Source organism: Cellulomonas sp. NS3, assembly GCF_024757985.1.
GTDB lineage: Bacteria > Actinomycetota > Actinomycetes > Actinomycetales > Cellulomonadaceae > Cellulomonas_A.
Window position 1 is genome coordinate 4,644,263 of record NZ_CP103289.1, and the last position, 25,827, is coordinate 4,670,089.

22 protein-coding genes and 1 pseudogene are annotated in these 25,827 nt (G+C 75.7%); 4 read left to right on the top strand and 19 right to left on the bottom strand.

The features are described from left to right. Positions 1-19 precede the first annotated feature (19 nt). A pseudogene (locus tag NXY84_RS21910) lies at positions 20-523 on the bottom strand (helix-turn-helix domain-containing protein); the annotation flags it as partial. A 101-nt stretch (positions 524-624) separates the two neighbouring features. Here NXY84_RS21910 and NXY84_RS21135 point away from each other — a divergent pair. Next, a complete protein-coding gene (locus NXY84_RS21135; protein WP_258725000.1) occupies positions 625-1,407 on the top strand; it encodes an SDR family oxidoreductase in 783 nt (260 codons plus the stop codon). 145 nt (positions 1,408-1,552) lie between these two features. On the opposite strand, the gene NXY84_RS21140 is transcribed toward NXY84_RS21135, so the two are convergent. The 14 genes from NXY84_RS21140 to NXY84_RS21205 form a co-directional block, all read right to left on the bottom strand. Next, positions 1,553-2,161 carry a dihydrofolate reductase family protein gene (locus NXY84_RS21140; RefSeq protein ID WP_258725001.1) on the bottom strand — a complete coding sequence of 203 codons (609 nt, stop codon included), beginning with the start codon at positions 2,159-2,161 and terminating at the stop codon, positions 1,553-1,555. 183 nt (positions 2,162-2,344) lie between these two features. Further along, complete coding sequence (locus NXY84_RS21145) at positions 2,345-4,378, bottom strand: sigma-70 family RNA polymerase sigma factor (RefSeq protein ID WP_258725002.1); 2,034 nt, start codon at positions 4,376-4,378, stop codon at positions 2,345-2,347. Positions 4,379-4,489: 111 nt separating this feature from the next. Beyond that, the gene (locus tag NXY84_RS21150) at positions 4,490-4,759 is read right to left on the bottom strand and encodes a hypothetical protein (protein WP_258725003.1); all 270 of its coding nucleotides are present in this window, start codon (positions 4,757-4,759) and stop codon (positions 4,490-4,492) included. A gap of 17 nt (positions 4,760-4,776) precedes the next feature. Further along, entirely contained in the window at positions 4,777-6,924 is a 2,148-nt protein-coding gene (locus NXY84_RS21155) for a putative bifunctional diguanylate cyclase/phosphodiesterase (RefSeq protein WP_258725004.1), read from the bottom strand. 237 nt (positions 6,925-7,161) lie between these two features. Continuing rightward, entirely contained in the window at positions 7,162-8,454 is a 1,293-nt protein-coding gene (locus NXY84_RS21160; RefSeq protein WP_258725005.1) for an ABC transporter substrate-binding protein, read from the bottom strand. Then, on the bottom strand, positions 8,451-9,569 hold the full coding sequence (locus tag NXY84_RS21165; protein ID WP_258725006.1) for an ABC transporter permease subunit: 1,119 nt from the start codon (positions 9,567-9,569) through the stop codon (positions 8,451-8,453). Before NXY84_RS21165 ends, NXY84_RS21160 begins: the two co-directional genes overlap by 4 nt. After that, positions 9,566-10,444: a branched-chain amino acid ABC transporter permease gene (locus tag NXY84_RS21170; protein WP_258725007.1), complete on the bottom strand. Its 879-nt coding sequence runs from the start codon at positions 10,442-10,444 to the stop codon at positions 9,566-9,568. Before NXY84_RS21170 ends, NXY84_RS21165 begins: the two co-directional genes overlap by 4 nt. Then, the gene (locus NXY84_RS21175; protein WP_258725008.1) at positions 10,444-11,160 is read right to left on the bottom strand and encodes an ABC transporter ATP-binding protein; all 717 of its coding nucleotides are present in this window, start codon (positions 11,158-11,160) and stop codon (positions 10,444-10,446) included. The genes NXY84_RS21170 and NXY84_RS21175 overlap by 1 nt, the downstream gene beginning before the upstream one ends. Continuing rightward, a complete protein-coding gene (locus NXY84_RS21180) occupies positions 11,157-11,915 on the bottom strand; it encodes an ABC transporter ATP-binding protein (RefSeq protein WP_258725009.1) in 759 nt (252 codons plus the stop codon). The genes NXY84_RS21175 and NXY84_RS21180 overlap by 4 nt, the downstream gene beginning before the upstream one ends. Positions 11,916-12,080: 165 nt before the next feature. Further along, the gene (locus NXY84_RS21185; RefSeq protein ID WP_258725010.1) at positions 12,081-12,365 is read right to left on the bottom strand and encodes a hypothetical protein; all 285 of its coding nucleotides are present in this window, start codon (positions 12,363-12,365) and stop codon (positions 12,081-12,083) included. Positions 12,366-12,465: 100 nt separating this feature from the next. Continuing rightward, positions 12,466-13,197 (bottom strand): glucose 1-dehydrogenase, encoded by a 732-nt coding sequence (locus tag NXY84_RS21190; RefSeq protein WP_258725011.1) that lies wholly within the window; start codon positions 13,195-13,197, stop codon positions 12,466-12,468. A gap of 134 nt (positions 13,198-13,331) precedes the next feature. Then, the gene (locus NXY84_RS21195; RefSeq protein ID WP_258725012.1) at positions 13,332-14,312 is read right to left on the bottom strand and encodes an NADPH:quinone oxidoreductase family protein; all 981 of its coding nucleotides are present in this window, start codon (positions 14,310-14,312) and stop codon (positions 13,332-13,334) included. Between the two features lie 5 nt (positions 14,313-14,317). Then, positions 14,318-14,965: a TetR/AcrR family transcriptional regulator gene (locus tag NXY84_RS21200; RefSeq protein WP_258725013.1), complete on the bottom strand. Its 648-nt coding sequence runs from the start codon at positions 14,963-14,965 to the stop codon at positions 14,318-14,320. A gap of 10 nt (positions 14,966-14,975) precedes the next feature. Continuing rightward, on the bottom strand, positions 14,976-15,728 hold the full coding sequence (locus NXY84_RS21205; protein ID WP_258725014.1) for an SDR family oxidoreductase: 753 nt from the start codon (positions 15,726-15,728) through the stop codon (positions 14,976-14,978). Positions 15,729-16,109: 381 nt separating this feature from the next. Here NXY84_RS21205 and NXY84_RS21210 point away from each other — a divergent pair, with 381 nt between their 5' ends. Together NXY84_RS21210 and NXY84_RS21215 are read left to right on the top strand one after the other, a co-directional pair. Beyond that, entirely contained in the window at positions 16,110-16,988 is an 879-nt protein-coding gene (locus tag NXY84_RS21210; RefSeq protein ID WP_258725016.1) for an oxygenase MpaB family protein, read from the top strand. Between the two features lie 372 nt (positions 16,989-17,360). Next, the gene (locus NXY84_RS21215) at positions 17,361-18,650 is read left to right on the top strand and encodes an alkaline phosphatase (protein ID WP_258725017.1); all 1,290 of its coding nucleotides are present in this window, start codon (positions 17,361-17,363) and stop codon (positions 18,648-18,650) included. A 119-nt stretch (positions 18,651-18,769) separates the two neighbouring features. Here the strand turns inward: NXY84_RS21215 and NXY84_RS21220 are convergent, their stop codons facing one another. The 3 genes from NXY84_RS21220 to NXY84_RS21230 form a co-directional block, all read right to left on the bottom strand. Continuing rightward, a complete protein-coding gene (locus NXY84_RS21220) occupies positions 18,770-20,326 on the bottom strand; it encodes a PQQ-like beta-propeller repeat protein (protein ID WP_258725018.1) in 1,557 nt (518 codons plus the stop codon). Positions 20,327-20,495: 169 nt separating this feature from the next. Next, positions 20,496-23,243: a beta-glucosidase gene (locus NXY84_RS21225; RefSeq protein WP_258725019.1), complete on the bottom strand. Its 2,748-nt coding sequence runs from the start codon at positions 23,241-23,243 to the stop codon at positions 20,496-20,498. 264 nt (positions 23,244-23,507) lie between these two features. Beyond that, positions 23,508-24,785 carry a glycosyltransferase gene (locus NXY84_RS21230; RefSeq protein ID WP_258725020.1) on the bottom strand — a complete coding sequence of 426 codons (1,278 nt, stop codon included), beginning with the start codon at positions 24,783-24,785 and terminating at the stop codon, positions 23,508-23,510. A gap of 152 nt (positions 24,786-24,937) precedes the next feature. Here NXY84_RS21230 and NXY84_RS21915 point away from each other — a divergent pair, with 152 nt between their 5' ends. Then, positions 24,938-25,396: a hypothetical protein gene (locus NXY84_RS21915; RefSeq protein WP_396126410.1), complete on the top strand. Its 459-nt coding sequence runs from the start codon at positions 24,938-24,940 to the stop codon at positions 25,394-25,396. Here the strand turns inward: NXY84_RS21915 and NXY84_RS21240 are convergent. After that, the gene (locus NXY84_RS21240) at positions 25,365-25,766 is read right to left on the bottom strand and encodes an SRPBCC family protein (protein ID WP_258725022.1); all 402 of its coding nucleotides are present in this window, start codon (positions 25,764-25,766) and stop codon (positions 25,365-25,367) included. The two genes, NXY84_RS21915 and NXY84_RS21240, sit on opposite strands and share 32 nt — an antisense overlap. Positions 25,767-25,827 lie beyond the last annotated feature (61 nt).

Consider the following 25,827-nt stretch of genomic DNA (forward strand, 5'->3'; position numbering starts at 1 on the left):
TCTGCCGGTCCCGGTCGTCCTCGGGGTAGTGCAGTCGCTCGGTGTCCGGGTGCACGAACCAGCGGTAGATGCTGCTGCGCTCCCAGCCGGTCAGGCCGTCGACGTCGCCGAGCAGGGCCCGCGCGAGGTCGTTCTGCACGAGCGTGCGGCCGAGCGCGTCGAGCACGAGGGCCGGGGTGTCGGTGAGCCGGTCGAGCACGCGCAGCAGGCCCGGCGCCACGTAGTCCTCGGTCGCCGCGCGGTCCGGCGGGCTGTGCCCCGCGACCCGGTACAGGTAGTCGCGCTCGTCCGGCGTGAGGCGCAGCGCCCGCGCGAGCGCGGCGAGGATCTGCGTGCTGGGCTGCGGTGCGCGCCGCTGCTCGAGGCGGGCGTAGTAGTCGGTCGACATGACCGCGAGCTGCGCGACCTCCTCGCGGCGCAGACCGGGGGCCCGCCGGCGCACGCCGGGGCCGAGGCCGACGTCACCGGGCCGGAGCGCCTCCCGGTGCCGCAGCAGGAAGTCGGCCAGGGCGTCGCGGTCCATCCGTGCAGTATCGACGCGGCGGCGCGGCCCGAGCCAGGGATCGCCGGTCCCCCGATGAGCGCTCCCTGGTGGGCCCGGCGCGCCCGGCCAAGACTCGGAGCATGGACATCACCGGAAACACCGTCTTCATCCCCGGCGCCACCAGCGGGATCGGCCTCGCCCTCGCGCTCGCCCTGCACGCCCGGGGCAACGAGGTGATCATCGGGGGCCGCCGCACCGAGCTGCTCGCCGAGATCACGGCCGAGCACCCCGGCCTGCACGCCTACGCGATCGACACCACGGACCCGGTGAGCATCGCGACCGTCGCCCGGCAGGTCGTCGCCGCGCACCCCGACCTCAACGTGCTGATCCCGATGGCGGGGGTCATGCGCGTGGAGGACTGGACGCACCCGGCGGGCTTCCTCGCCTCGGCGGAGCAGACCGTCACCACCAACCTGCTCGGCCCGGTCCGGTTGATCGCCGCGTTCGTCGAGCACCTGCTCACGCGCCCCGCCGCGACGATCATGACCGTCTCCTCGGGCCTCGCGTTCACCCCGCTGCGGGCGACCCCGAGCTACAACGCCAGCAAGGCCGCGATCCACATGCTCAGCGAGTCGCTGCGGCTCCAGCTCGCCGGCACGAGCGTCCAGGTGCTCGAGCTCGAGCCGCCGTCGGTCGCGACCGACCTGATGCCCGGCCAGCGGGACAGCGCGATCGCGATGCCGCTCGACGACTTCGTCGCGGAGGTGCTCCAGCTCGTCGAGACGCAGCCCGACGCGACCGAGATCCAGGTCGAGAACGTCAAGTTCCTCCGCTACGGGGAGGCCCGCGGCGACTACGACCAGGTCGTCGCGACGATCAACGCCCACGACCCGCACGGCACGGCGGACGCCGGGGCGGCGTGACGCGGCGGCCGAGCGCACGACGGCTCGGCCGGGTGTGCGTGCACGACCGGCCGAACCGTGCGGTCCGAGCCGTTCGCCCCGGAGCCGCCCCCGCTCCGGCGTCCTGTCCGCGGCCCGCGCGCCCCGGGCCGGCTCGGCGCGCCTCTCAGCCCTCCGCGCCGCCCGAGTCCGCCGTCTCGTCCGGCGCGGCGGGCAGCTCGGCGGGCGCGTAGACCAGCCGCACGACGCCCGTCGGGTAGACGTCCGAGCTCACCAGGCGCAGCGGGTAGATCGCGTCGCCCTCGTCGAACAGCCGCTCGCCCTTGCGGGCCGCGACCGGGTGCACGAGCAGGCGGAGCTCGTCGACCAGATTCGCCGCGAGGAGCTGCCGCACGACCGAGACCGACCCCGGGACCACGATCTTGCCGAGGCCCGGCTCGGCCTTGAGCGCCGTCACCGCCTCGACCAGGTCGCCCTGGGCCTTCTCGACGTTGCGCCACCCGAGGTCGTGGCTCCCGCGCGTGGCGACGACCTTGCGGGTGTCGCCGAGCGTCTTGGCAAACTCGGCATCCTCCCCGCCGGCGGCCTCCCGGTCGGGCCACGCGCCCGCGAAGCTGTCGTACGTGACCCGGCCGAGCAGCAGCACGTCGGCACCCTCGTAGTCCTCCCCCACGGCGGCGCCCATGCGCTCGTCGAAGTACGGGAAGTGCCACGCCGGGTCGATCTCGACGACGCCGTCGAGCGAGCTGAACAGGGTCGAGACGATGGTTGCCATCCGGCGTTCCTCCAGGTCCTCGCGCCCGCACCGTGCGGACGCTCCCGCATGAGACCGTACGGGGCGGCGGTCCTCATCGGTCCGCCACGATCCACGTCGGCCGACCGTGTCGGCGGCCGGTCTCGACGGGCTCGTCCCGGACGCCTCCCGACCCCGCGCGGCACCCGTCCGCTCGGACCGTCCTCACCCCGCCGCGCGGTACGCCCGCCCGGCCTCGGTCGGCGTCGCGGCGTCGGTGTACAGCCCGAACGCGGCGCTGTCCCCGACCGCCGGCAACCCGAACCACGCGTACCGCTCGACGTAGGGCCGCGCCTCCATGCCGGCCGTCGAGCCCTCGATGAACGCGGCGAGCTGCGGCCCGGTCGGGTACCGCGGGCTCCCGCCGAAGTTCATCAGCCCGTACTCGGTGACCCAGACCGGCAGCCCGTAGCGCTCGTGCACCGCGTCGACGTACCCGAGGAAGTGCCCGACGGCGGCGTCGCTGAAGTCGGAGCCGTACCAGTGCAGCGTGATGAAGTCGACGCGCCGGCCCTCCGCCCGCGCGCCGGTCATGAACCGGTCGAGCCAGCCGCCCGGGGTGTCGCCGCCCCACGCGACCGCGGGGCTGCCGAGCCGCATCCCGGTGGCCTCGAGCCGGGGCCAGGCCGCGAGCGCCTCCTCGACGCTCATGCCGGACTGCTCGGCGAGGTCGGGCTCGTTGAAGCCCAGCAGCGTCGTGCCCTCGGCGGCGGCCCGCGCGAGCGTCGCGTCGGTCACGGAGTCGCGCCCCCAGATCATCGGCACGAACTCGACGCCGTCCGGCCCGGGCATGCTCGCGTTCGAGTCCGACCAGTTGTAGTACCAGCCCGCGCCGACGTCGCCGAGCGCCCCGCTGATGCCGTCGAACTGCCAGGTCGCGACGCCCTTCTTGGCCGACGCCGCGGCGACGGGCGCCGGTTCCGGGGCGGGCGGCGCGGGCTGCTCGACGGGCGGCGCCGGGGTCTCGACGGGCGGCTCGAGGACCGCGGGCGGGACGAGCGCGGGGTCGGGCGCGGGTGCTGTCGGCGTCGGCGCCGGCTCGCTCGGGGCCGGGGACGACGTCGCCGCGACCACGGTCTCGGGTGCCGGCTCTCGCTCGCCGACGGCCACCGCGGTCCCGACCCCGGCGACCGCGGACGTGGTCAGCGCCGCGACGAGCACGCCGCGCCCGACCCGCGTGCCCGCGGCGACCGCGAGCTTGGCCGCGAGCCCGTGCCCCGGCGCCGCGTGCGTCCCCGCGTGCCCGAGCGCGCCTCCCACGGACTGCCCGGGCGCCTGCGCGAGCGCCGCGGCGTCGACCGGCGTCGAGCCCGGCGGGACGACCGACGCGTCGAGCGGCGTCGAGCCCGGCGGGACCACCGACGCGTCGACCGTCGGCGCGGGCGATCCACCCGGCGCGACGGCGGGCAGGCCCGGGACCAGCCCGTCCCGCAGCACCGCCAGCGTGAGCGGCACCGGCACGAGCCCGAGGCCGACGAGCAGCCGGTCGGCCGCGACGAGCCCGTGCCACGCGGGCGCGCACTGCAGGCACTCGCGGGTGTGCCGCGCGACGCGCTTGCGCCACAGCGGCGCCGGGCGCCCGTCCCACCCGGCGGTGACCGCGAGCAGCTCGGCGCACGGCGGGGTCGCGGCGAGGGCCCGGACCACGACGCGCGCGGTCTCGAGCTGGCCCTTCATGCGCTGCACCCGGACCGCCGCGTGCGCGCGCGTGACGTCGAGCGCGTCGACGATCTCGTCGCGGGTGAGCTCGCCCGACGCCTCGAGCCACCACAGCGCGAGCAGCTCGCGGTCGTCCTGGTCGAGCCAGCGCGTCGCCTCCGCGGTCTCGCGCCGCTGGCCGGAGAGCTCGAGGCGGACGATCGCGAGGTCGGTGAAGTCCGCACCGGGGTCGCCGTCGACCCCGTCGTCGGGCAGCGCGTCCGGGGCCGCCCCCCGCGCGCGGTGCCGGTCGCGCACCTGCCGGACGGCGATCGCGACGAGCCAGGACCGGAACGCCTCGGGGTCGCGCAGGTCGCCGAGACCCCGCAGCGCGCGCAGCATCGTCTCCTGCACCACGTCGTCGACGTCGGCGTGCCCGCGCAGCGCCCGACCGACGACCGAGTACACGAGCGGCAGGTACCCGGCGACGAGCCGGTCGACCGCCTCCGGGTCGCCGGCGCGCGCGGCGACGACCGTCCCGGTGTCCGGGGTGGGCTGCATGGTGGGACCTCTCCGTGGGGCATCGATCATCGCGCGGTCCGGGGCGTGCACCGGCCACACGGAGGGAGACCACCCGGACGGGGGCGGATAACGGAAACGTCCGCCGCGCGGTCAGCCCTCCTGCGGCACGGTCCCGTCGTCGTCCGCCCGCCCGTCCGACGCGTGCCGCTGCTGCCACGCCCACGCGAGCAGCCACGCCCCGCCGGCCACCGCTGCCCAGGACACGAGGCGCACGCCGCCCCACGTGAGGAACCCGAGCAGGTCGTGACCCCACTGCCCCTGCTGCGGCCGCCAGTACGCCAGCACGAGCGCGAGGAGCACCAGCAGCACGCCCCCGGCTCCCGCACCCACAGCCCGAAACCCCGTCCGTCCCCTGGTCATGCGGGTGAGTATGCCGGTCACCACGGCCCCTTGAGCGCGAACCGGCTCTCCCACGCGACCGCCTCGGCGGGCTCAGGCCGGGCGAGCAGGAACCCCGTCGCCGCGTCGGCCCCGACGGCGGAGATCGCGTCGAGCTGCTCGGGCGTCTCGATGCCCTCCGCGATGACGTGCGCGCCGATCGAGTGCGCGAGGCGGACGATGCCGTCGACGACGGCCCGGCCCTTGGGCGTCCCGGTCGCGAGCACGAACGAGCGGTCGACCTTGATGACGTCGACGGGGGCCTGCGCGAGGCGCGAGAGCGAGCTGTAGCCCGTCCCGAAGTCGTCGATCGCGACGGCGACCCCGAGGCGCCGCACGGCCTCGAGGTGCGCGACCAGCCGGCCGTCGTCCATCGCCTGCTCGGTGACCTCGATGCCGAGCCGGTCGGCGGCGACGCCCGCCTCGTCGAGCCGGCGCGCGAGGAGGTCCGCCAGGCCGGGCAGCGCGAGCTGGCGCGGCGAGACGTTGACCCACACGCGCACACCGGGCCGGTCGGACCACCGCGCGATCTGCTCGACCGCACGAGCCACGACCTGCGCCCCGAGCGCCACGATGAGCCCGGACTCCTCGGCGACCGGGATGAACTCCGCCGGCGGCACGAGCCCGGGACCGCGGCCGCTCCACCGGGCGAGCGCCTCGACGTGCGCGACGCCGGGGCGGCGCCCGAGGCCGAACGCCGGCTGGTAGTGCAGCACGAGGCCGTCGCCGGCGGTGAGCCCTCGCCGCAGCTCGAGCTCGGTCGCGACGCGCTGGACGGTCTGCTGGTGGAGGACCTCGTCGAACCACGTGAACCCGTCGCGCCCGCCGGCCTTGACCCGGTGCAGGGCCGCGTCGGCCTCGCGCAGCAGCGTGTCGATCTCGTCGGCCCCGTGCGCGTGCGCGAGGCCGATGCTCGCCGTGACGGGGAGCAGCGTGCTGCCGATGACCACGGGCTCGTCGCCGGAGTCGACGATGCGCCGCGCGAGCGCCTCGGCCGCGGTGGCGGACGCCCCCGGCAGGACGACGACGAACTCGTCGCCGCCGAACCGCGCGAGCAGGTCCCGCGGCCCGATGAGCTCGCGCAGCCGCTCCGCGACGGCGCTGAGCACCTGGTCCCCGGCGACGTGGCCCAGGGTGTCGTTGACGAGCTTGAACCGGTCCAGGTCGATGAACAGCAGGACCAGGCCGGGGGCGGACGCCTCGCCGTCGCCGAGCCGGCGGACCTCGCGCAGCAGACCCCAGCGGTTGAGGAGCCCGGTCACGGTGTCGTGCGTGGCGTGCTCGGTGAGCACGCGCTGCGCCTCCTCGGCCGCCGCGCGGGCCTCCTCCGCGGCGGCGCGGGCCGCCTGCTGCCGGGCGAGCAGTTCCTCGCGCTCCCGCTGCGCGGCGTGCCGCTCGACGATGTCCCGGAAGTACACGCACATGCCGCCGCTCGGGAGCCGGTGGGCGCGAACCTCGCAGCGGATCCGCTCCGGCCCGTAGGAGCCCTCGAACTCGACGGGCTCGCCGGTCGCCAGGACGTGCCGGTACGACACCTCGAGCCGGGAGCCGAGGAGCTGCGGGAAGACCTCCCAGAAGACGCGGCCGAGCACGTCGCCGCGCTCGACGCCCATGATCCGCTCGCCCTGCCGGTTGACGTACGAGAACCGCCAGTCGTCGTCGAGCGCGAAGTAGCCCTCGCTGATGGTCTCGAGCAGGTCGATGACGGTGGCCGCAGCACGCCGCGCGTCCTCCGCGCGCTCGACGGCCTCGGCGACGTGGGTCAGGTCCCGGAACAGCACGATCGCGGTGTCCGCGGTGACCACGGCGGAGGACAGGTCGACCGGGAACGTCGACCCGTCGGCCCGGCGGGCCCGCAGCTCGCCCTGGAACCAGCCCTCGGCGTTGCGGACCGCCACGGCGCGCTCCCAGCGCTCGTCGGCTGGGTCGATCACCCCGACCCGGCCGAGCCCGCGGAGCTCGGGCTCCGAGCGCCCGAGCATCCGGCAGGCGGCGGGGTTGGCGGCGAGGATGTCGCCCCTCGGGCTCGTGAGGACGAGCCCGTCGGTGCTGCGCTCGAACAGCGCGGCGTACGCCTCCGCGTGCACGTGCCACGCGGGTGGCGAGCCCGCTCGCTCGTCGCCCTCGTCCGCGGCAGCGCCGGACATGTGACCCCCCAGTCATGTCCCCGGCGCGCACGAGCTCCCCGCGACCGCGCCCCCCGGAAGCGCCCGAGGACGCCCCGCGGCCAGGGGCGGGACGCCCACGGCCTGCCTCAAGGATGCCGCACGCGGGCACGACCGTCCGCCGGTGCGGGGTCGCGGGCAGCCGCGACCCGGCACGGGAGGTGCGCCGCAGGGGTCCGGGGAAGCGCAGCGACCGAGCGCGACGGCCGCCCGCGCTGCTCACGGCTGGGGCACGCCCTCGTCCTCGAGCGGCACCGGCTCGCCGTCGAACGGGGTGACCGGCCCGTCGCCCCGGTCGGTCGTCCACGTGCTGCCGACGTAGTCCTGCACGCCGTCGTCGACCACGGTGATGCCCACGCCGCCGAACGCCGCGTGGCTGTCCGCCGAGAACTGCAGCGGCACGATCCCGTTCCCCACGACGTCGCCGGACTCGAGCGCCTCGACGAGGCTCTCGCGCGTCGGGTCCTCCCCGGCCCGGGCGAGCGCCTCCGCGAACGTGTACGCCACGGACATCCCGTAGACCGTGTTGCCCGTGAAGGGGGCGCCGTCGTTGTACTCGTCGTTGACGCGGCGGAACAGCTCGACCCAGGGGTCGTCGGGGCTGAACGGCAGGTAGTTGGTGCTCACGAAGCCCTGCAGCAGGGCCGGGCCGACCTCCTCGCCGAGGTAGCCGACGAGCGTCGGGTAGTCGCCGCCCGACGACGACGAGACCCACTGCGCGCGGTAGCCCATCTTCGCGGCGGTGCCGAGAGCGAGCGCCGTGAAGCCGTTGACGGTCGCGAGGAAGTTCACGGTGCAGCCGGCGGCCTGCATCGCGCCGACCTGCGCCGTGACGTCCTGGTTCGAGACCGAGTACGTCTGCGTGCTCGCGAGCTCGCCGAGCACGGTGGTCAGGCCCGCCGTGAAGTCCGTGCCGAAGTCGTCGTCCTGCCCGAGGACGCAGAACACCGCATCGTCGTACGTCTCCTGCGCGTGGTGCGCGAGGACCTTGCCCTCCGTCACGTAGTCGGCGTTGAACGCGAACGTCCACGGGTGCGCCTCGGGGTCGTCCCACGCGGGGCTGCCCGACGCGACGAACAGGTCGGGCACGCCGTTCTCGTTGAGGTAGTCGACGACCGAGCCGTGCGTGGGCGTGCCGAGGCCGTTGACGACCGCGAGCACCTGGTCCTCCTGCACGAGCTCGCGGACGACGGTCTGGGTCGTCGCCGGGTTGTAGGCGTCGTCCTTGACGACGTACTCGATGGTGCGGCCGTGGATGCCGCCCTGGTCGTTGAGGTAGTCGAAGTACGCGGAGGCGGCCGCGGAGATCGACGCGTACCCGGCGGCGGCGGGCCCGGTCAGCGGTGCGTGCGTGCCGATCGTCACGGTCTCCTCCGCGACGCCCGGGGAGGCCGCGGGCGTGCTGCAGGCGGTGAGCGGCACGACCGCGACGAGCGCGAGGGTGCCGGCGGTGCGGGCCAGGTGCGTGCGCGTGGGGCGCGTGCGGGTGCGGAGCTGCGACATCGTCGTCATCCCTCGGTCGGTGTGCGGACGGGTTCTCTGGGGGTGCTGGGGGTGGTCGGGAGGGCGGCGGGCGGGTCGTCCGTGGGCCGGGGCGCGGCTGCTCCCCGGAGGGAACGACGGGTGCGACGCCGGGCACGGGCCGCTGTCAGCGCGCCGGCGAGACCGCCCGGTGCGCCCGCGACGAGCACGATGAGCAGCAGCCCGAAGACGAGCGACGCGAGCGTCCCGTCGAGGCGCTGCACGACGGCGGCGGGCAGCGGCAGGGCGTCGGTCGCGGCGCCCACGAGCCAGGGCAGCAGCACGACGAGCACCGCGCCGAGCGCGGCACCGAGCAGGCTCCCGAGCCCGCCCACGACGACCGCGACGAGCAGCAGCAGCGACAGCGCGAGCGGGAACGCCCCGGGCGAGACGGACTGCGTGACGAACACGAGCACCGCGCCGCCGAGGCCGGCGGTCACCGCGCTGGCCGCGAACGCGAGGACCTTGACCCGCGCCGGCACGATCCCGGCGAGCGCCGCCGCGACCTCGTCGTCCCGCACCGCGCGCATCCGCAGCCCGGCGCGCCCGTCGCGCAGCAGCACGAGCCCGGTGACGGCGACCGCCGCGACGGCGAGCGCGACCCACGCCTGCCACTGCTCGAGCGCGATCAGGCTCCGGAGCGGACCGGGCACGCCGTCGAACGCCGTGCGCACGCCGCGGTCGCCCTGCAGCGCGGGCACGCTCGCGGCGACCGCCGGCACGGCGACGACGAGAGTGAGCGTGAGCCCGGCGAGGTACGGCCCGTGCAGCCGCGCCCCCGCGAGCCCGAGCAGGAGCCCGACGACGCCGGACACCACGACGGCCCCCGCGACACCCCCGAGGAACCGCGCGACGCCGTCGACGCCGGCCCCGGTCAGCGCGTTCACCGTGAGCGCGTACCCGTAGCCGCCCGCGGCCATCAGCGCGGCGTGCCCGAGCGAGAGCTGCCCGCTGAGCCCGACGAGCACCGTCAGCCCCGCCGTCGCGCACAGGTACGCGGCGACGAGGGCGAGCTGGTAGTTGCGGAACGGGTCGAGCAGGAACGTCGCCCCGATCGCCAGCACGAGCCCGCCCGCGGCGAGCAGGAGCGTCCGGCGCGCGCTCATGCGAGCCTCGCCTCGGCCTGGGCGAACAGCCCCGACGGTCGCACCAGCAGGACCACCACGAGCAGCGCGAGCACCGCGACGGGCGCGAGCGTCGAGCCGAGGTACCCGGTCACGACGCTCGTCACGACCCCGACCGTGAGCCCGCCGAGCAGGGCGCCGCCCGGCGAGTCGAGCCCGCCGACCACCGCGACGGTGAACGCCGAGACGAACAGCATGTCCGCCGCGTGCGGGTTGAGCCCGAGCTCGTTCGGCACCGCGAGCAGCGCGGCGAGCGACGCGGCGGCCGCAGCGAGCACCCACCCGAGCGTCCGCATCCGCGCGACCCGCACCCCGAGCAGCCGGGACACCTCGGGCTCGAACGCCGCCGCGCGCAGCTGCAGCCCGAGCGACGTCCGCACGAACAGCAGCCGCAGCGCGCCGAGCAGCCCGAGCGCGACCACGACGACGAACAGGTCGTAGGGCGAGAGCAGCGGCACCCCGCCGACCTGCACGGGCCGGTCGCTGAACGGCGGCGGCACGGGCTCGTGCTCCTGCCCGAACACGATGCCGAGCAGCGACTGCAGCACGACGACGAGCCCGATCGCGAGGATCACGCCCGAGAGCGGCGAGCGCGGCGACGCGAACCGCAGCACCCCGCGCTCGACGACGAGGCCGAGCAGGCCGCCCGCGACGACGGTGGCGACGAGCCCCCACCACCAGCTCCCGGTCACCCCGATCACGGCGACCCCGACGTAGACGCCGACGACGGCCATCGCGCCCGCCGCGAAGTTGACGATGCGCGTCGCCCGCCAGATCAGCACGAGCGAGAGGGCGAACAGCGCGAGCACCGTGCCGCGGGCGACCCCGGTGCCGAGCAGGAACACGAGCCGGTCCATCAGAACCCCAGGTAGGCGTGTCGGAGGGTCTCGTCGCCCGCGAGCTCGACCGCGGGGCGGTCGGCGACGACCTCGCCGAGCCCGAGGACGACGCCGCGGTCGGCCACGGACAGCGCGCCCGCGACGTTCTGCTCGGCGAGCAGGACGGTGAGGCCGGTGCGGTCGCACAGCTCGCGCAGCACGCGCATGATCTGCGCGACGACGAGCGGCGCCAGGCCGAGCGACGGCTCGTCGAGCAGCAGCACGCGGGGGCGGGCGACGAGCGCGCGGGCGATCGCGAGCATCTGGCGCTCGCCGCCCGAGAGCTGGTGGCCGAGGCTCGTGCGGCGCCGCGCGAGCGGCTCGAACAGCTCCTCCATCTCGGCGAGCGCGGCGCGCAGGTCCGCGGGGTCACGCCGCCACAGCCCGCCGAGGCGCAGGTTCTCCTCGACGGTGAGCTCGGTGATGACGCCGCGCCCCTCGGGCACCTGCGCGAGCCCGGCGCGCACGCGGTCCTCGACGCCGACGCCGGCGAGGTCGCGCCCGTGCAGGTGCACCGTGCCCGCGGTCGGGGTGAGCAGCCCGGACACGGTCCGCAGGAGCGTCGTCTTGCCGGCGCCGTTGCCGCCGACGAGCGCGACCACGGCGCCCTCGTCGACCTCGAACGAGACCCCGTGCAGCACGGGCGCCCCGCCGTGCCCGACGACGACCCCCCGCAGGGCCAGCGCCGCGGTCACCGGGTCACCTCGATCCCGAGGTACGCCGCCGTCACTGCCGGGTCGCGGCGCACGGCGTCGGGGAGCCCGTCGGCGATGACCCGGCCGAAGTCGAGCACCACGACCCGGTCGCACACCCCCATGACGAAGTCGACGTGGTGCTCGACGAGCAGCACCGCGCAGCCGCGCGAGGCGACCCGGCGGACGGTCGCGTCGAGCTCGGCGATGTCGGCGGCACCGAGCCCGCCCGCGGGCTCGTCGAGCAGCAGCAGCCGGGGTTCGGCGACGAGGGCGCGGGCGAGCGCGACCCGCTTCTGCTCGGGGTAGGGCAGCGCGCCGACGGGGAGCGCGGCGCGGTCGGCGAGGTCGAGGTCGGCGAGCGCGCGCCGGGCGCGGTCGGCGGTGCTGCTGCCGGGTGCGCCGCCGGGGGTGGCGAGCGCCCCGACCTCGACGTTCTCGAGCACGCTCAGCCCCGGGAACAGCCCGAGCCCCTGGAGCGTCCGGGCCACGCCGGCGGGCGCGAGGCCCGACGCGCTGCGCGCGGCCGGGCGCCCGGCGACCGTGATCGTCCCCGCGGCGGGCCGCACGAGCCCGCACACCGCGTTGAACACGGTCGTCTTGCCGGCGCCGTTGGGTCCGATGAGCCCGACGACCTGGCCGTCCGCGACGTCGAGGTCGACGTCGGTGAGGGCGGCGAGCCCGCCGAAGCGCACGGTGAGGCCGCGCACCTGCAGTCGCATCGCACCCGCGTGGGCGGGCGTCTCCAGTCCGGGCATCGGCACTCCGTCGTGTCGGCGTGGCCCGACTGTACAACGGAAACCGACTAGACGGTATGTCCGATACGCAATGCTTTTTCAGGGCCTGCTTGGCCCGCGGTGCACAAGGGACGCGTCCGCTGTGCACGGCGACCTCCGGTGGGAGAGCAGCGAGCGAGGCAGCGCTCAGTTCGAGGTGATCGGCGTCCACTCGCGGCTGTCGTGCCAACGGAGCCGCGCCTGACCCCACGGGTCCGGATGCCAGGCTGCGCCCGCTGCGATGTCGGCCGCGCGCTGCGCTTCTGCCGCGCGCTGCGCCTCCATCGCCATCTGCCTCGCCTGCAGCTCGACCTGCGCTCGCATGATGCGCGTCTGCTCTGCGAGCTCGCGAGCCGCGCGCTTGTTGTGCTTGCGCGACTGGTTGGTGTTCACGACGACCGCCGCGCCAGCCGTCTTCTTGATCAGTCCCACGAGCCGGACACTACCGAGTCTCCGCTGCGGCGAGCGGGTGAAGTGTGCATCCGACCCGGCCGCTCCGAGACCGCCGAGCAGAGATCCTCGGCCCGTCGGCTCAGGCGTGCGGGACGCCCGCGATCATCCCGCCGTCGACGACGAGCTCGGTGCCCGTCACGTAGGCGGACGCGTCACCGGCCAGGAACAGCACCGCACCGACCACGTCGTCGGGCACCGCGGGCCGCCCGAGCGGGATCCGCTGGAGCGTGACGTCGAGCCGCTCCGTCATCGGGGTCAGCACGAAGCCCGGGTGCACCGAGTTGACCCGGATGCCGTCCGCGCCGAGCTCGACCGCGAGCGACTTGGTCAGCCCGCGCACCCCGAACTTCGACGCGACGTACCCGTGCAGACCCGCGTCGCCGCGCATCCCCTCGACCGAGGAGATGTTGACGATCGAGCCACTCCCGGCCGCCTTCATGACCGGCACGACCGCACGCACGCCGAGGTACGTGCCCGTGAGGTTGACCGCGATGACCGCGTCCCACTTCTCGCGCCCGTACCGCTCGATGCGCCCGGCGTTCGCGATGCCGGCGTTGTTGACCAGGACGTCGACGCCGCCCAGGCCGACGGCGACCTCGACCGCGGCGGCCCAGTCGTCCTCGGACGTGACGTCGAGGTGCACGAACCGCGCGCGCTCCCCGAGCTCGTCGGCGAGCGCCGCGCCCTCGTCGTCGAGCAGGTCGCCGACCACGACGCTCGCCCCGCGCTCGTGCAGCGCGCGGACGTACGCGGCGCCGAGGCCGCGGGCTCCGCCGGAGACGAGGGCCACCCGTCCGTCGAGCTCGGTCATCGTCGTCTCCTCGGGATCGGTGGTCGGGTGGACGGGTGCCCGGCGGACGGTGCGGGCGGTGCGCTCGGTGGGACGCCGGTCCGGCGGGGCGGTCCGCGGCGGACCGGCCGGGCCACCGGTCAGGGCCGGGCCGGTCAGCTCCCCACGCGGACCACGAGCCGCCCCGTGGTGCCCCCGGCGGCGAGCCGCGACACCGCCTCGTCGGCCGACTCGAACGGCACCACGTCGCTGACCTGCGGCGTCACCGCTCCGCTCGCGGCGAGCACCGTCAGCTCCTCGTGCGCGGCCGCCACCAGGTCGGGCCGCACGCGTGCGTAGAGCCCCCAGTGCAGGCCGTGGACGGTGTAGTTCTTCACGAGCAGGTGGCCCGCGCGGACGTCCTGGATGGTCCCGCCCGCGAAGCCCACGACGACGATGCGGCCCTCGAACGCGACGCACCGCGTCGACGCCGCGAACGCGTCCCCGCCGACCGGGTCGTAGACGACGTCGGCGCCCGCGCCCCCGGTCTCGGCGCGGACCACCTCGGCGACGTCCTTCGCGGACCGGTCGACGACGACGTCCGCCCCGGCGGCGCGCGCCGCGTCGGCCTTCGCCGCGCTGCCGACGACCCCGATCACGCGGGCCCCCGCCGCGGCCCCGAGCTGGACGGCGGCGGTGCCGACCCCGCCCGCGGCGGCGTGCACGAGCAGCGTCTCGCCGGACCGCAGCCCGGCCCGGCGGTGCAGGCCGAACCAGCCGGTCTGGTAGGCGATCGTGAACGCGGCGGCCTGGACGTCGTCGAGCGCGTCCGGCGCCGCGAAGACCTCGGACGCGTCGAGCACCGCGAGCTCCGCGAGCACCCCGATGCGCGAGCCGGTCACGCGCTGCCCGACGGCCACGTGCGTGACCCCCGCGCCGACCGCGAGCACCTCGCCGCACAGCTCGATGCCCGGCACGAACGGCAGCGGCGGCCGCACCTGGTACTCCCCGCGGGCGAGCAGCACGTCGGGGAAGTTGACCGCGACGGCGCGCACCCGCACGAGCACCTGCCCGTCGCCCGGCACCGGGTCCGGCACGTCGACGAGCCGCAGGACGTCGGCCGGCTCGCCGTGGGCCGCGACGTGCCAGGCGCGCACGGCGGTCAGCCCTCGGTCGAGGCGGTCGCGGCCGCCGGTGCGGCGAGAGTGGACGCGAGCGGGAGCGCCGACGCGGACGACGCCGCGATCGACACCAGGAACAGGTCGGTGAGCTGCTGAGCGAGCACGGTCTTGTCCTCCGGACCCTCGGGCTTGTACCAGTGCGACAGGTAGTGCACGTCGGAGAAGAAGTGCGCCACGAGCACCGCGACCGGGATGTCGGTGCGGTAGAGCCCCTCGGCCTGACCGCGCTCGACGATGCCCGCGAACGTGTCGTGGTACGCCCGGCGTCGCCGCGTGACCTCCTGCTGCCGCGGCGCGGAGAGCATGTGGGCGCTGCGGAAGAACACGGTGCCCTCGAGCAGGAAGTCGACGGACGTCTCGATCACGTCGACGCACACCGCGCGCAGGGTCTCGGCCGTCGGCTCGCCGCGCGCCACGATCGTCGTGAGGCGCTCGGTCTGCAGCGACAGGAGCCGCTCGTAGATGCCGAACAGCAGGTCGTCCTTGGACTGGAAGTAGTGGTACAGCGCGCCCTTGGTGACGCCCGCGGCCTCGACGACCTGCTGCACGGAGGTGTTGGCGTAACCCTGGGACGCGAAGAGCTCGACCGCCGCCCGGGTCACGTCGTCCACGACGCTCGTCTGCTTCATGCCGACGTCCTCACCCCATCGGCGCCACAGAGGCGCCCCCGTCGACCACGAGCGTCTGCCCCGTCACCCAGGCGGCGTCGTCGGACAGCAGGAAGGCGGCAGGCCCCGCGACGTCCACGGGGTGGCCGAGCCGCCCGAGCGGGTAGCGCGCGCCGACCTCCGCCTCGCGGCCCTCGTAGAGCGCGGCACCCAGCTTCGTGCGGACGACGGCCGGTGCGACGGCGTTGACGCGGACCCGGGGCGCGAGCTCGACGGCGAGCTGCGCGGTGAGGTTCATCAGCGCGGCCTTCGAGACCCCGTAGAACGCGATGCCGGGGCTCGACGAGAGCCCGGCGACCGACGCGGTGCTGAGCACCGACGCTCCCCCGGCCGACCCCAGCCCGGCGGCGACGGCGTCGCGGGTCCACTCGAGGGCGGCGACGACGTTGACTGCGAGGATCTTGTGGATGGCGGCCGACTCGATCTCCAGCGCCGGGCCGTAGACCGGGTTGATGCCCGCGTTGTTGACGAGGTGGTCGATCCGGCCGAACCGCTCGACGGTCGCGGCGATCGTCGCGGCGCGGTGCTCGGGGTCGTCGGCCTTGCCCGCGACGCCGAGCGCCCGGTCGGCGCCGAGCGCGGCGACGGCCTCGTCGAGCGACTCCTGCTTGCGGCCGGTCACGACGACCGACGCGCCCTCGGCGACGAGCCGCTCGGCGATCGCCAGCCCGATCCCCCGGCTCGCGCCGGTGACCAGGGCGACCCTGCCCTCGAACCGCTGCATCGGTGACCTTCCGCTCGCCGTCGACTCAGACAGACCGACCAGCCGGTATGTCCGAGCCGAGAGTACACGACGGGCGGTCGCGTGGAAGGGACGCGACACCGGAGGAACCCCGCGCTCACCTCCACCCGGCGCTGCGTCGCTAGCGGCACGGGCACGACCGGCCCGGAGGCGCCCGCGGGTGGGAGCGGCTGGTACGAGGGATGACCGGACGGCCGGCGGCGTGCCACACCCGTCCACCGGGTCCGCACAGGACCCCTCCCGGTTCCCCCCGCCCGCCGACGTAGGGTGACGGCCGGGCGTGTGGTCGACGGCGCCCCTGGCACGGGGAGGCCGCGTGGGACGGACGAGCGCGCACGCGCGGGGACGCGCCGAGGAGGGTCCGTGCCGCCGCTGAGCACCTTCTTCCCCGCGGCACCCGAGCGCGGGCTGCCCGGCGACCCGGGGCTGTTCGGCCCCGGCTCGGCGGCGTGGCGCATCGGCCGCGAGCGCGTCCTGCTCGCCTCCGGCCCGGCCGCGCTGCTGCTCCAGGTCGCGCACCCGCTCGTCGCGGCGGGCGTCGCGGCGCACAGCGACTTCGCCGGCGACCCGCTGACCCGGTTGCGCGGCACGCTCGACGCCGTGCTCACGGTGACGTTCGGCGACAGCACGCAGGTGCGGGACGCCGCGCGCCACGTCGCCCGCCGGCACCGCGTCGTCCAGGGGACCCTGCCCGTTGCGACCGGTTCGCTGCCCGCGGGCACGCCGTACCGCGCCGCCGACCGCGACCTGGGGCTGTGGGTGTTCGCGACCCTCGTGTGGACGTCCGTCACCGTCACCGACGGGTTCGCCCGCCCGGTACCCGGCGCCGAGCGGGACGCGTACTACCGGGACATGCGCCGCGTCGCGCACCACTTCGGCGTCCCCGACGCCGTGCTCCCCGACGACTACGCCGCGCTCGAGCGGTACGTCGACGACCAGGTCGAGCACGTGCTCGCCGTCGGGCCGACCGCCGCCCGGCTCGCCGCGCAGATCCTGGCCCCCGACCCGCCGCTCGTCGCCGCCCCGGCACGCCCGCTCCCCGCCCTGCTGGCGGCCGGCGTGCTGCCCCCGGCCGTCCGCGACGCGTACGGGCTCCCGTGGCGGCAGCGTGAGCGCCTCACGTTCCGCGCCGCCCAGGTCGCGACGCGGCGTGCGCTGCCGCTGCTCCCCGCGCGGCCCCGGTACTGGCCGCACTACCTCGTCGCGACCGACCGCGTGCAGCCGGTCGACGACCGCACGTAGGGCGCGTCCCCGGGCGACGCGGCGCGGTCCCCGGCCGGACGACGGCCCCGGGCGCTCGCCGGCCGCCGCGTCTCACCGCGCCCTGCCCGCCGCGACGAGCCGCACGCCTCCCGATCGGGCACCGTCCGCCCGCACCAGCCGCACCGGTTGACCGCGACCGCGCCCCGGGGTTGTGATCGAGACCAGGCCGCGCCCGGTGCAGAGCCGCACCCGCGCGACCGCTCGTCGTGCCGTCGCCGCGCGCTGCGGGGAAGCAGCCCCCGCCCGTCCAGCCGCGCCCCCGGCCGACCGACCGGCTCCGCAGGAGCCCACGCGCGGCGGTCCGGCCGCCGCGCACACCACGGTGGACGGTGCGGCTGAAGGGTGCAGGCGATGGGGACGAGGGGACGGGCGCTCGTGGGCGCCGCAGGGACCGCGGCGGTGCTGGCGGTCGGGCTGACGACGGCGGGGTCGGTGACGGACCGCGGCTACCCCGGGCACGGCGAGCAGCGTGCGCGGAACGTGATCCTGATGGTCGGCGACGGTCTGAGCATCGCGGCGCGCGACGCGACCCGGCTCGCGACCGTCGGGCAGGACGGGCAGCTCGCGATGGACACGCTCCGGTACGCGGGGTGGACGTACACCGACTCGGCGGACCCCGAGGACGCGGTGACCGACTCCGCGGCGGCCGCGACGGCGTTCGCGACGGGCGTGCGGACGTACAACGGCGCGGTCTCGGTCGACCTCGACGGCAACCCCGTGACGACCCTGCTCGAGCGCGCGAAGGCCCTGCGCAAGGCGACCGGCCTGGTGACGACGTCGCAGGTCACCGACGCGACGCCCGCGGCGTTCGGGGCCCACGTGCCGAACCGCTCGGACCAGTCCGAGATCGCCCGGCAGTACGTCGAGGAGACCCGGCCCGACGTGATCCTCGGCGGCGGCGAGGACTGGTGGTACCCCGTGGGCGACGAGGGCGTGTTCGCGCCCGCGCCCGACGACCCGGCCGAGATCAGCAAGAGCACGATCGGCAACCTCGTCGAGCGCGCCCAGGACACCGGCTACACGTACGTGAGCTCGGCCGAGGAGCTCGCGGCCACGGACGCCGACCGCATCCTCGGGCTGTTCGCGAACGAGGAGATGTTCCAGCAGCGGCCCGAGGGCGAGGGCGACGTGTACGACCCGCTCGTGCCGCTGGTGGACATGACCGCCAAGGCGCTCGACGTGCTCGCGCAGGACCGGCACGGCTTCTTCCTCGTCGTCGAGGAGGAGGCGATCGACGAGTTCGCGCACCAGAACAACGCCGAGCGCACCATCCAGGCCGGGCAGGCGCTCGACGAGACGGTCGCGCTCGCGCAGGAGTTCGCGGCGCACCACCGCGGGACGCTCGTGCTCGTCGTCGGCGACCACGAGACCGGCGGGCTCGCGATCGAGAACGTCGACCCGGACGACGAGTCGGGCGACCCGGAGAACCCGAGCCCCGACGTCACGCAGAGCCTCGAGGACGGCCCGTTCACGATCGCGGGCAGCGACCTGCAGTTCACGGTCGACTGGACGACCGGCGGGCACACCGGTGCCGCGACGCCGCTCACCGCAGAGGGCCCCGGCGCGGAGCGGCTCGCCCGCGCGCAGCACGCGACCGACGCGCACGACGTGGTCGCGGACCTGATGCAGAGGCGGTGGTAGGTCCGCCCTCAGCGGCCCGGCCCGGCCCGGTCCGGCCCGGTCCGGTCGGTTCCGGCGCGGCCCAGCGCGAGCGGGGCCGGGCTGGGCCGGGCCGGGCCGCGCCAGGTCACGCCGTGACGTCAGCCCAGCACAGCCCGGTTCGAGCCGCCCGATCCCCAGCCGAGCACCACGCGGCCGATGACGACCACGTTCTGGACGTCCCCGGGCACCTCGGCCGTCCACGCCAGTCGACCGTCGGAGAGCGTGAACGCCTGCATGACGGGCGGCCCGCTCACGCGCTGGCCGACGACCGCGAGCACGCGGCCGTCGGTCACGAGGGTCGCCGTCGAGGACGTCGACAACAGCGACGCGGCCGCCGGGGCCTCGCTCGTCCAGCGCGTCGTCCCGTCGGCCGGGTCGAGCGCGACGGCCCCGAGGGCGCTCGCGACGTACAGCGTCCCGTCGAGCAGCGCCGCGTCGTCGACCCGCACGTCGGACCGTGACCAGCGCACGCGCGACGTGCGGGCGTCCCACGCGTCGACGCCGTCGCCCGAGCGGCCCGGGAGCAGCAGCAGGTCCGGGTCGGAACCGTCGTCGACCGAGAGCTGGAGCGGGAACCCGCCGGGCATCACCGTGCCGGTCCCGTCGTCCGCGAGCACCTCCGGTGCGTCGCCGCGGTACGCGTGGCGCAGGACGTGCCCCCGGACCGCGGTGAGCGCGCCGGTCCCGTCGCCGTCCGTGTCGGGCAGGTACGTCGCCTCAGGCGTCCCGTCGGGGGCGATCCGGACCCCGCCGTCGCCGGCGTGCACCAGCACGGCATCGCCGACCGGCGTGAGGAACGGCGTGCCGTCGCCGCCCACCTCCGTGTCGGACGCCGTGGCGGTCCCGGGCGGGGTGGTGTGCGTCCACGCCTGGTCCCCGGACCGGGCGTCGTGCGCGCGGACCTCGATGCTCGCGTCCGCCTCGACGCGGGCCGTCACCACGAGGTCCCCGAGCACGTGGAGCCCGGTGCCGACCTCCTCGGGCGCGCGGCGCACGACCTCGCCGTCGGACGCGTCGAGCACCACGAGCTCGACGCGGCTCGGCACCGGCGCCGGGTCGTACCCCTCGACCGCCTCGTCCTCCGGCGGCGGTGGCGCGGGGACGTACCCCGAGCCCACGAGGCACACGAGCAGCCGCTCGTCGGACAGGTGGCACGGCACCCGCGGGACGTACGGCGTCCCGGCCGCGACGGGGTCTGCCTCGCCGAGGCGGGAGGACCACGCCTGCTCGCCGGTCCGCGGGTCGAGCGCGACCGCCGACGGCACGCCGGCCTCGTCGAACCGGGCGCCGACGCCCCGACCGTCGGCGTCCTGCCGCGGGCCCCACAGCACGCGCAGCTGCTCGTCGTCGGGGCGCCACAGCACCCCGAGGTCCGGGGAGAGCGGCGCCACGACTCCCGGGACGTCCGCGAAGCGCGCGTAGGCCGCCCGCTCGCGCGCGTCGAGCACCGCCTGCGTCCCGGCGAGCCCGGCCGCCACGACCAGCGCGCCGGCGACGACCGTCCTGGGGCGCAGCCACGAGGGCCGCCCGGCGACGCGGCGGCCCGCGGCACCCGCGCGGCCGACGCCCTCGCTGCCGGCGTCGGGCGCAGACCCCGGCGGCTCGGTCGTCGCGTCCTCGACCAGCTCGACCTCGACGTGCGGCTCCCGGCTCACGGCTCCCCCTCCGGCGCGGCAGCCCGGCGCGTCGGTGCGCCGGCGGTCCCGCCCGCACAGGCTCTCACCTGCGACGGGACGCGCGGGAGGCCTTCCGGGGCCGGACCGCCCGACGCGCGTCGAGGGGCGGCCGCCGCGACGTGCGACGACCGCCCCTCGACGAGAGGGCTCACGGCAGGAGCGCGCTGCCCCCGATCCGCAGCGAGCCGGTCAGCCGGACGTCCGTCGACGACGACCCGACGAAGACCGGGATCGTGCCGCGCGGCGTCTGCCACCGGTCACGGTCGACGTCCCAGTACGACACCGACTCCGGGCTCAGCGTCACGGTGACCTGGCGCCGCTCCCCCGGCTGCAGGGTCACGGTCTCCCAGCCCGCGAGCACCTTCGGCGCGCTCTCGACCCGGCGGGTCGGCAGGTTGCCGACGTAGACCTGCACGGTCTCGGTGCCCGCGACGGTCCCGGTGTTGCGGACCGCGACGCGCACCCGCAGCTGCGCGCCGTCGCCGTTCTGGCCGCCGCCCGCGTTGATGCTCGTGCGCAGGTTGCGGTAGTCGAACGTCGTGTACGAGAGGCCGTGGCCGAACGGGTACTGCGGCTCGATCTCGAACTCCTCGTAGCCGCGGTAGCCCACGTAGATGCCCTCGGAGAACTGCTGGTCGAGCCCGTCGCCCGGGAACTGCTCGGGCGAGCTCGTCGGCGTGCTCTCCTCGTCCACCGGAAGGCTGATCGGCAGGCGGCCCGACGGGTTGACGTCGCCGAACAGGATGCCTGCGAGCGCGTTGCCCTGCTCCTGGCCGCCGAACCACGAGTGCACGATCGCCGGGACATTCCCCTCCCAGTCGGACGTCTGGATCGCCCCGCCCGTCGACGTGACGACGATCGTGCGCGGGTTGGCCGCGGCGACCTGGCGGATCAGCTCGACCTGGCCGTTGGGCAGGTCGAGGTCGGGCTTGTCGCCGCCTTCGCTCGAGTAGTCCCGCACGACGACGACCGCCGCCTGCGAGCTGCGGGCGAGCGCCGCCGCCTCGAGGGCCTGCGGTGCGACGACACCCTCGGGCGTCGTCCAGCCCAGCTGGAACACCGCACCCGCGTCGGTCCCGCCCGGGCCGTTGTTGACGAACTCGACCCGCAGGTCGCGTGCGACACCGGCCTCGAGCTCGACCGCAGCGGTCGTGGTCGTCGGCGTGGACTCCCCTGACGGCGTGGCGGTGAGCACCGGCTCGTCGTCGAGGTAGACCACCGCGCTACCCGTCGTGGTGACGGCGAGCTCGTACGTCCCGGTCGTCGGAGCCGTGAGCTGCCCCGTCCACCGGATCGATGCCCCCATGGAACGGTCCTGCACCGGGAAGTGCGGGGACTGGGCATTGAAGCCCTCGAACAGGAAGAACCCCGCGTTGATCGCCGCGTAGGGGTCGGTGCGATCCGCGATCGTGCCGGTGAAGTCGTCCGAGGAGAAGTACTCGGCGCGCAGACCCGCGCCGTCGCCGAGCGCCGAGGTCAGGAAGTCCGACGGGATCGGGTCCGGGCCGGGAATCAGCGCCGCGGACGTGACCGGGTCCGAGCCGGCGACGTGGCGGACCTGGACGCCCGCACCCACGCGGTCCTGGATGCCCTCGAGGGGGCTCACCGTGTAGGTCGGCTTCACGAGGGCGCTGCCGCCGCCCGCGACGACCGAGTCCGCGTCGGCGCCGATCACCGCGATGGAGCCGACCGAGTCCGTCAGCGGCAGCGCGCCGCCGTCGTTCTTCAGGAGCACCATCGCGCGCTCGGCGACGAGCCGGGCGAACCGCCCGTGCTCCGCCTCGGGCAGCGGCTCGATCACCGGCGGGTGGTCGAACAGCCCCAGCCCGAACATCGGCCGCAGGATGCGCAGCACCGCGTCGTCGATCCGCGACTCGGGGACCTGCCCGGAGCGCACCGCGTCGAGCAGCGGGCCGCAGAAGTAGCAGGTCCCGGGCCCGACGTCGGGCGTCGTGTTGCCCGGCATCTCCTGGTCGAGGCCCGCGTTCGCCGCCTGCACGGTGCTGTGCGTCGCGCCGTAGTCGCTCATGACCCAGCCCTGGAAGTCGAGCTGCTCCTTGAGGATCTGGTTCAGCAGCTCGTCGCTCTCGCACGCCCACACGCCGTTGACCTTGTTGAACGCGCACATCGCCGAGCCGGGGCGGCCCTGCTCGATGCCGATCGCGAACGGGCGCGTGTAGATCTCCTGGAGCGCGCGCTCCTCGACGACCGCGTTCCCGCCCGACAGGCGGTTCTCCTCCTGCGTGTAGACGTTGTAGTGCTTGATGTCGGCGACGACCGGGTGCTGCTGGATGCCGCGGATCACGCCGGCGGCCATCGTGCCGGACAGCAGCGGGTCCTCCCCGAGGGCCTCGAACGCCCGGCCGGCCTGCGCGACGCGGGCGATGTCGACCGCGGGCGAGAGCAGCACGTTGTGCCCGGTGCGGAACGCCTCGTCGCCCTCGACGTCGCCGTACTGCTGCGCGAGCTCCCGGTCCCACGTCGCCGCGAGCGCGATCGGCGCGGGGAGCTGGGTGGCCTCCTGGTCGTTGACGTCCGGGTTGGCGATCCGCACGCCGGCGGGGCCGTCCGCCATGGTGAGCGCCGGGATGCCGAGGCGCTCGATCGGGCCGTTGTAGAACCCGTAGTAGTTGTTGAGCTCGCCGTGCATCATGTTGACCTTCTCGTCCAAGGTCATCCGACGCAGCAGGTCACGGGCGCGCTCGGTGTCCTCCTCGGACTCGTCCCACCACCACGTCGTGGGGAACGACTGAGGCTGCAGCCTCTCGGCGGTCGCGGCCTCGCGATCGAGGTCGGGGGTGGCCGCGGACGCGGCGCCGGCGGAGACGACGAGGGCCGCCGCGGACAGGGTGACGACGACGCGCAGGCGCGCGGAACTGACTCGTGCAGGTGGCATGGACACACTCCCTCGGGTGCCGCCGCGGGAGCGTCGAGGCTCCGTTGCCCCGTTGCGTGGGACCCCGCGGCCCGGTCCAGTAGTTCACCCGTTCGGGTTAACGTCAAGGGACAACTCGGACACGTGACCGACTCCCGAGCACGGTCTCCGGGACGGCCGGCGCACCTCCACGGCGGTCACCGGGCCGCGGACGCGACGAGCGCCACCTCGTCCCCGTACGCGCGGGGCACGAGCCGGGTCGACGCCCGTGGCCCGAGGACGGGGTCAGCGGTCCAGGTGCGCCTCGAGCCGGTTCGCGGCGGCCCGGGCACCCCCGGCCGCGCGCAGCTCGCCGCCGAGCCGCGCGGCCGCCGCCCGGTGGCGCGGATCACCGAGCACCCGGCGGACGGCGTCCCGGACGGCGCCCGCTCGCGGCGTCCCCGTCCGCAGGTCGACCCCGGCGCCGTGCCACCCGACGCGGGCGGCGATCTCGGGCTTGTCGAGGTCGCCCCCGGCCACGACGAGCGGGACGTCGTGGCGCAGCGACTGGAGCACGCCGCCGTAGCCGCCGTTCGTCACCACGACCGACGTGCGCGGCAGCAGGTGCGGGTACGGGACCATCGGGGCGACGCGGGCGTTCGCCGGGAGCGGCCCCGGCAGCGGGTCCGTGCGGTGCCCGAGGCCCACGACCACGAGCACCTCCTCGTCGGCCAGCGCCTCCAGCGTCGGCAGGATCAGGTCGTGCGGGTCCACGTTCGCGGTCCCCTGCGTCACGTGCACCACGGGAGCGGTCGCGTCCACGACGTCCGCCCACCACGCCGGGAGCGCCGTCGGGCCCGGTGCGGTCCCGTCGTCCGTGAGGTCTCCGACGAACCGGACGTGCGCGGGCAGGTCGCTGCGCGGGTAGTCGAGGCCCGGGACCCCGGCCGCGACGACGAGCTCCCGGGAGAACCACATCGTCGCGAACGTCTCGCGGTCCGGCGCCAGGCCGGCCTCCCGGCGGGTCCGCTGGTACGCCCGCGTCAGCAGCGTGGTCCCCGCCCCCGAGGCGGCGCCCAGCACCGCGTCGCGCACGCGCCCCGGCACGCCGCGGGCCGGGGTCAGGCCGAGCCCGGTGGGCGGGATGCCGGGACCGGGCGGCCAGTACGCGATCGGGGACACCGTCGCCCACGGCTTCCCGAGGTGCTCGGCCGCGAACCGGGTGCAGAGGGCCATCGGGTCGCCCGCCAGCAGGTCCCACGGCTCGCGCGCGTGCTCCGCGACCAGGTCGGTGCACTGGGCGGGTGCGGTCCCCAGGAACAGGTCCTCGAGGTTCACGAGCACCTGGCGGAAGCCCTTGCGGTCCCGCATGCGGGGGAACGTCGCCGCCAGGTTGCGCTCGTCGAGGTCCGGCGGCGCGGCCCAGGGGACGACCCGCGCACCGACCTCGGCGAAGGTGCCGGTGTACGACCGGCCGGTGTGCACGCGCACGTCGTGACCCCGCCGGACCAGCTCCGCGGCCACCGCGCGGACCGGGCGGGCGTGCCCCGCGAACGGCATTGCCGTCATCATGATCGACGCCACCGACCGAGCATCGCAGAGGACCACGGCACGGCGCCCCGTCACGCGCCGGAACGGCTCAGAGCCCGACCCGCGCCATCCCGGCCTGGTCGTACCGGGGGCTCGGCACCGCCTGGTCGACGCTCCGCCACCCCGCGTCCGACGACTGGCTCACGCTGACCGAGCGGCCCTCCCACCTGCGGATCCGTGGAGGCCGGTCGCCGCAGAGCGCGGTCGGCGCGAGCCTCGTCGCGCGCCGGGTCACCGCCCCGCGGGTCGGGTTCGAGGCGAGCGTCGACCACCGGCCCACCGCCTTCCAGCACGCCTCGGGCCTCACCGCGTACGACAACGCACGCACCTGGTACTTCCTGCACGTCACCGCCGACGACGACGGGCGGAACGTGCTGCGGCTCGCGGGGTGCGACCGGGGCGCGCTCACGCTGCACCCGGACGTCGTCGGGCTCGACGGCGACGGCCCGGTGCGCCTGGGCCTCGACCTCGACGGCGGGCGGCTGACGTTCCGGCACCACGGGCCCGGCGGACGAGCCGCCTGCCCGCGAGCGGGACCGGTGCCCCGGCGTCGTGACCCGACCAGGGGGCCCGTCAGTCCGCCGCGCCCTCGAGCACCCGCTTGAGCAGGTCCAGGTCCGCCCGCACCGCCGCGACGTCGCGTTCGAGGTCGGCGTCGGACATGCCCGGCGACCGGCGGACCGTGAGGACGACCTCGGTGCCGTCGCCGTCCGGCAGAGCTCGCAGCGGCACGTGCACGGTCTCGCCCGTGGGGGTCACGACGTCGTGGTCGAGCACGCCGAGCTCGTTGTGCGGCGTGAAGGTGATTCGCGCGCGCCCGCCGGGCGTCTCGACGAACCACCGGCCGTCCTCCTCGGTGACGCCGCCGCCCAGGCCGGGCGCCCACCGGGGCAGGTTCGCCGGGTCGACGACGAACGCGTAGACGTCGGGCACGGTCCGGTCGATGTGCACGCTGAGGTGCCGGGAGTCCGTCATGCGCCGATCGTGCACCGAGGCACCCACGCGCGCGAGGGTCCGGGCGGCCCCAGGTCCAGGT